The sequence below is a fragment of the Mucilaginibacter sp. genome, assembly GCF_028288205.1.
GTDB lineage: Bacteria > Bacteroidota > Bacteroidia > Sphingobacteriales > Sphingobacteriaceae > Mucilaginibacter.
The window spans coordinates 1-6,176 of record NZ_JAQBOD010000050.1; the positions used below are offsets into that span (position 1 = coordinate 1).

The window sequence follows — 6,176 nt, forward strand, 5'->3', positions numbered from 1 at the left end:
TTCAAAATCAATATCTTTCTCAATGTTATTTGTCTGGTCGCCATAAAGTTTATCATATCTTGTTAAGCAGCTATTACATTGATAAATACCTTTTTTTTCATTCTGCGAATTTGTTACATCAGTCATAGTAGCAACAGTGGGTAAAATAACTTCGCCTTGTATATCATAAAACTTGTTACATAGCGCTATTAAATGCTTGCTTAGTTTTTGTGATTTAATTTGTTGCAAATAAACCACCTCTTCCTTTGAGTTGGGATTGAAATCACAGGTATGTAATATATCATATAGCCCATCTTTATCCTTTTTAATAATGACCGATCCCTGTAAACCTGTTTTCGGCTGTGTTTTAATAGCAAAACAAAGCTGATAAGTACGCAGGTCAGCTTCCTCAAATTCACGCACCAATTGTTGTTTCAACTCCAGGCTTTCATTACAAATATCTTCAATTTGCCAGTTTAATTCGTTGGCCGCATGTCTTACATTCGCCCGGTATTTACTTAATATCAAACCCCATTGGTTGCGGTGAGCTTGTTCAATTCCTTTGATAATGATCGATTTCCAGGGGGTAGTATAGATTTGCCCTATTCGTGTATTCAGGCATAGCAAACAAATGTCCTTTAAAAAATCAAGCGAAAAGAGTTCATGACGGCGGTAAATGCCCAACCAGTATTTATTGTTGTATTTATTGAACCCTTCATAATAAGGCAAATAGAAATCAGGAAGCTTTAATAATTCTGTTACCGGCTGAAAAGCAACGCTGACCTTTTTTAGAAGTTTTTTATAGAACACACCCTCGTTTATATCGCCTTTATCATAAAAAAACTCTTTGTTTTGGAGCATAACCTCTTCCGCAGCCTTAGCAACCTCCGGAATATCTTCAGAATAAACCAACTCCGGACAGCAATATAGTTTGCCCGTTTTGGGGAAGCGGATATAGATGAACCAATAATTATTGGTGTTGGAGGCGATGAAATTAATGTTGCCGCTAAAAAATGGCACAAAGGTTTGGTGGTTATCCACCAGGTTTATTTTTAATCGGGGCTGGTGATCAAACCTATCAAAAATATCTTTATATACTCCCTCACGCAACCAGCCCTCATGATTAAATATCGTATCGGCAACGTAGGAACTGACGATATTAGGATATAGATCTGCATCCATCTCATAATTAATTTCTGCTTTTAGCATATCCAGCTCCATATCTTCCAATTTGTCCTCGTCAACATTAAAATACAGTTGTTGCCGGTTGCCAAAACGAATATGTTTTGCACCTGAATTTTCTGCGATCAGTAATATTTCATAAAGATCGCCGGCTGATATAAAGCCACCTGGTAAGTTTATTTTGATGACGTGCTCCATAATTAAACCGCTTTAGCCATTATCTTGCTTTGCAGCGCTTCATCCAACAATCGTTTTACTTCCGGTCGGCATGACCCGCACCCGGTACCCGCACCGGTAACTTTGCATAACTCATTCATCGTATAGCAGCCATCTTCCACTTTTTTGCGGATATTTTCGCTGCCTACATTATTACAACTGCAAACTAATTTACCCAATACCGGATCGGCTTGATTACCGCTCCGTAGTAATTGCAGTCTTTTTTCACTTAGTTCTGTTTTGTTGGCTATCAAATCTCTAAACTCCAGGAACTCACTTTTATCGCCTATTAAAATAGCACCTACCAGTTTGTCTTCATGTACTATGCATTTTTTATAATAGCGTTTCACTTTATCAATAAAAACGATCTCTTCGTAACGCTCATCAGGGCTTTCGGGCAGGCCAATGCTGCATAAGTCAAACCCATGTATTTTAATTATATTCATAAATAAGCTACCCTTATAATAGCTGGCAATATCGCCGTTCAGATACCGGGCCATTACTTCTGCCTGTTGTTCGGCCGCGGCAGTTATTCCGTATAATGTGCCTTCAAACTCGGCTATTTCGCCAATAGCGTATATATCCGGGTCACTGGTTTGCATACGTTCGTTTACTATTACGCCGCGTTTGCATTCCAGGCCACAATCTTTAACTATCTCCAGATTAGGTGTAGTGCCGATAGCGAGTATCATGGCATCGCAATTAATTTTACGGCCACTTTTTAAACCCACACCGGTTAATTTTGAACGCCCGTAATATAACTGCACTTCGTCATCATAATAAATATCACATCCCTGGTCAACCATTTCCTCATGCAGCAACTGGCTACCCAATGCGTCTAATTGCCGGTTTAAAAAGCGAGAAATGCGTTGCACGATAGTGATTTTTATACCCATTTCCCTTAAAGATGCGGCCATTTCCAGGCCCAGCAAACCACCACCCACAATAACTACATGCCCGTTTTGTGGCACATGCTTTTTAAAGCCATCCGCATCATTACGGTTACGCATCGTAAAAATGCCAGGGAGCGAGGGCACGTTTCTGGGTACCGCCGCCCTGCTGCCCGTGGCTATCAACAAAACATCATAATTGGTTTTAACGCCTCTTGAATCGATCACTAATTTATTGACACGGTCAATTTGCTCAATACTTATCCCGCGCAAAAGATTGATATTATATTCCGGCTCTTCCGAATCCTTCATCTTTACCAATTGTTCCCATTGTTGTTCCCCGCTTATATAATCGGGCAGCATTACCCGGTTGTAAAACGGATAATGCTCTTTACTGAAAATAGTGATCTCGTCAATTTTATTGAGTTCTCGGTATGACTTGACAAAACCATAAGCACCAGCACCTGCACCGATTACTACAATACGTTGAAAAGGTTTTTGATACTTAATAACCTTTACCGCGCAGTATTTAAAATCAGGTTCTTTTGACATGGGGTCTACCTTATCACTGGTTAGGTTATTGGCACGGTTCAGATCATTGCCTAATATTTTCCCCCAGTGCATCGGTAAAAAAACTACGCCCTTTTTTATTTGTGCCGATAGTTGCACTTTTACTCTTACTTCTCCCCGGCAAGATGTAATAACAGCCAGGTCGCCCTCCTTTAGTTTTAACCGCGACGCATCACCGGGATGTATCTCTAAAAACGATTCTTTAATATGCTGGTTCAGCTTATTCACTTTACCTGTTTTGCTCATGGTATGCCACTGGTCGCGGATGCGGCCGGTGGTCAATATAAAAGGGTAGTCAGCATCGGGCAGTTCACTTGTTAAAGTATCGGATACAGCATTAATAACCGCTTTTTTGGACGGCGTATAAAATTGTTTATCTGTAAATAACCGGGGTGTGCCTTTCATAACGCCCCGTTTTTTATAGGGCCATTGTACCGATTTAAGTTCCTTTAAAAGCGTATAATTTAAGCCGCTTATATCAATATTGGTTTTGGCAGTTAGTCGCGCATGCTCCGCAAAAATGGCTGCGGCGTTTTCAAAATCAAAGCCCTTATAGCCCATTTTTTTTGCAAAACGGCAGATGATCTCCGCATCGGGCAAAGCATCTCCCGGGGCATCAATTACTTTGTTGAGATAACTTATCCGGCGTTCAGAGTTGGTCATTGTCCCTTCCTTTTCTGCCCATGCCGCGGCAGGTAATATCACATCGGCAAAAGCCAAACTTTCCGACTTGTTGGTTATTTCCTGCACTACTACAAACTTGGCTTTTTTCAAAGCATCTTCAACCAAACGCGCATTAGGCATGCTGGTTATTGGATTAGTGCATAATATCCATATTGCTTTTAACCGGCCATCATTAAGCGCCTCAAACATTTCGGTAGCAGACAAGCCAGGTTTAGGGTTAATGGTTGTTCCATTCCAAAATTTCTCTACTTCTTCGCGGTGTACTGCATTACCAAGATCGCGATGCGCAGGCAGCATATTGGACAATCCCCCAACTTCACGGCCGCCCATAGCATTAGGCTGCCCGGTTAAAGATAATGGCCCTGACCCCGGTTTGCCTATATGCCCGGTGATTAAATTAAGGTTGATCAGGCTCAGGTTTTTATTTACTCCAATTGCGCTTTGGTTAAGCCCCATTGTCCACATAGATATAAAGCCTTTTGCATTACCTATATATTTTGCAGCCAAACGAATATCAGCTTCGTTAACTCCACAAATCAATGCCGCTTCGCTTACTGTTCTTTCAAATATAACTTTACTGTATGCTTCAAACCCTTCAGCATGATTGGTTATAAAATCAAAATCGGTATCGCCGTTTTCAATCAATACCCGGCCAATAGCATGATTAAGAGTAATATCCGTTCCGGGATTAAGCTGCAAATGCAAATCGGCAATACTGGCGCTATCCGTAACCCGCGGGTCAACAACGATTATTTTTATATGCGGATTGGCAGCTTTATGTGCCTCAACACGCCGCCATAAAACAGGGTGGCACCAGGCAGGGTTAGCGCCGGTTACATAAAGGCAGTCGGCCAGTTCAATATCATCATAACAAAGCGGCACACTGTCTTCGCCCAATGCCAGCTTATAAGCCGCAACCGCGCTGCTCATGCATAGCCGCGAGTTGGTATCGATATTATTGCTGCCGATAAACCCTTTCATGAGTTTATTCACTACATAATATTCTTCTGTTAAACATTGCCCCGAAGCATAAAATGCTACAGAATCCGGCCCATACTTATCAATAAAAGTTTTAAATACGGCAACGGTACGGTCCAACGCTTCATCCCAGCTAACACGCTGCATGGGCATACTTTTATTGTACCGCATTTGCGGATACAGTAGCCTGTCACTTTTGTCATTAACTGTATGGTGCAGGTTCATGCCCTTGCTGCAAAGCATCCCTTTATTTACAGGGTGATCTTTGTCGCCCTCCAGGGTAACTGTCTCGTTTTTTTCCTTACTTATAAGCACACCACAACCAACCCCGCAATAACAGCAGGTGCTTGTTAAACCTGGCGTAGTGTGTCTTGATTTTGACATTGATAAATTAGATTATAGCGCCAATAAATCCGTTGTCTTCAACTTGTTCATCAGTAACAGGCTTTTTTTGAAAACGGGTTATTAATATTATTGCCGACACGGCTATTACTGTATAGCCTATATAACTAAATGCCTGCACGTAAGTAATGGATGTTGATTTAAAGAGGAACCCGAATAACATCCCGCCAAGGTTGCCGCCTGCACCTACAATACCACTTACCAACCCAACATTTTTTGAATTGACGAAAGGCACGATACCATAGGTAGCGCCATTTGACATTTTGAGGAACAAGGCAAAAATCAGCATTGATAGTATAGCAGTGAGCAGCGAACCCGAGTGCGCAAAAAGTATTAAACCGCAGCCTTCCAAAAGCAGCACTCCTGCCAATAATAGGCCTTTGCCGCGCATACCAAACTTTTTGCCGGTTTTATCAGATGCGATACCGCCTAATGCACGGGCAAATAAATTCATAAAACCAAATATTCCCGCCCAAAAACCTGCCGCGCTTTGTGTTAAATGAAAGGTATCCACAAAATGCAGCGAGGCTACATTGTCAAAGGTCAACTCCATGCCAAAACACATAGCATAGGCCAGCGTAAGTGCCCAGATGCGCCAGTCGCCTAATATGGACCAGTCTGTTTTTGTTCTTTTTTGTTTATGGCCTATTTCATCATAATTACCACCGGGTGTATCTTTAGTATATTTATAATATATAAAGGCCATCCCCAGCATCATTACTCCCGGAACGATCATGGCATAGCGCCATGCTTCGGCCTTTGTATAACCAAAGCCAATAATTACTGCAAATATTAATGGCATGACCATATTGGTTACGCCGCCCCCCAGGTTGCCCCAGCCACCGGTTATTGCGTTGGCAGTGCCTTTAATATTTGGCGCAAACATCATGGAGGTATGGAATTGGGTGATAACAAATGATGCCCCTATAACCCCAATTGCCAGCCTGAACAATAAAAATGAGGTATAATCATGTGCAAAGCCGACAAAAAATACAGGTAATGAACCAACAAGCAATAGCCTTACCGCTGTTTTTCGCGGCCCCCAGGTATCGCAAAGTTTACCTATTAAAAGCCGGGCTATAATTGTGGCTGCAACTGATGCAATTATAGTGTTACCTACCTGTGCTTTTGTTAAATGCAATTCCGCGCGGATGGTGGGCATTAACGGCGCAAGGCCAAACCAGCCAAAAAAACATACAAAAAACATGAGCCACGTAGTATGAAAAGTGCGCATTTGCACACCTTTTAAACTAAATATTTTTAACTTACTTAACT

Annotated in this window: 3 protein-coding genes; all 3 read right to left on the reverse strand. The window is 41.8% G+C overall.

What is annotated here, in order from left to right; genetic code table 11:
• The coding region (locus JWR23_RS11840) for a rubredoxin (RefSeq protein WP_299516302.1) at positions 1-1,359 on the reverse strand (1,359 nt) is incomplete at its 3' end.
• A 2-nt stretch (positions 1,360-1,361) separates the two neighbouring features.
• A complete protein-coding gene (locus JWR23_RS11845; RefSeq protein WP_299516303.1) occupies positions 1,362-4,883 on the reverse strand; it encodes a nitrate reductase in 3,522 nt (1,173 codons plus the stop codon).
• 7 nt (positions 4,884-4,890) lie between these two features.
• Positions 4,891-6,176 (reverse strand): MFS transporter (locus JWR23_RS11850; protein ID WP_299516304.1); only part of this gene is annotated, 1,286 nt, incomplete at its 5' end.

What these genes read in the sequence shown, in the direction of transcription:
- JWR23_RS11845 (WP_299516303.1), bottom strand. Translation starts at nt 4,883, where the DNA reads ATGTCAAAATCAAGACACACTACGCCAGGTTTAACAAGCACCTGCTGT.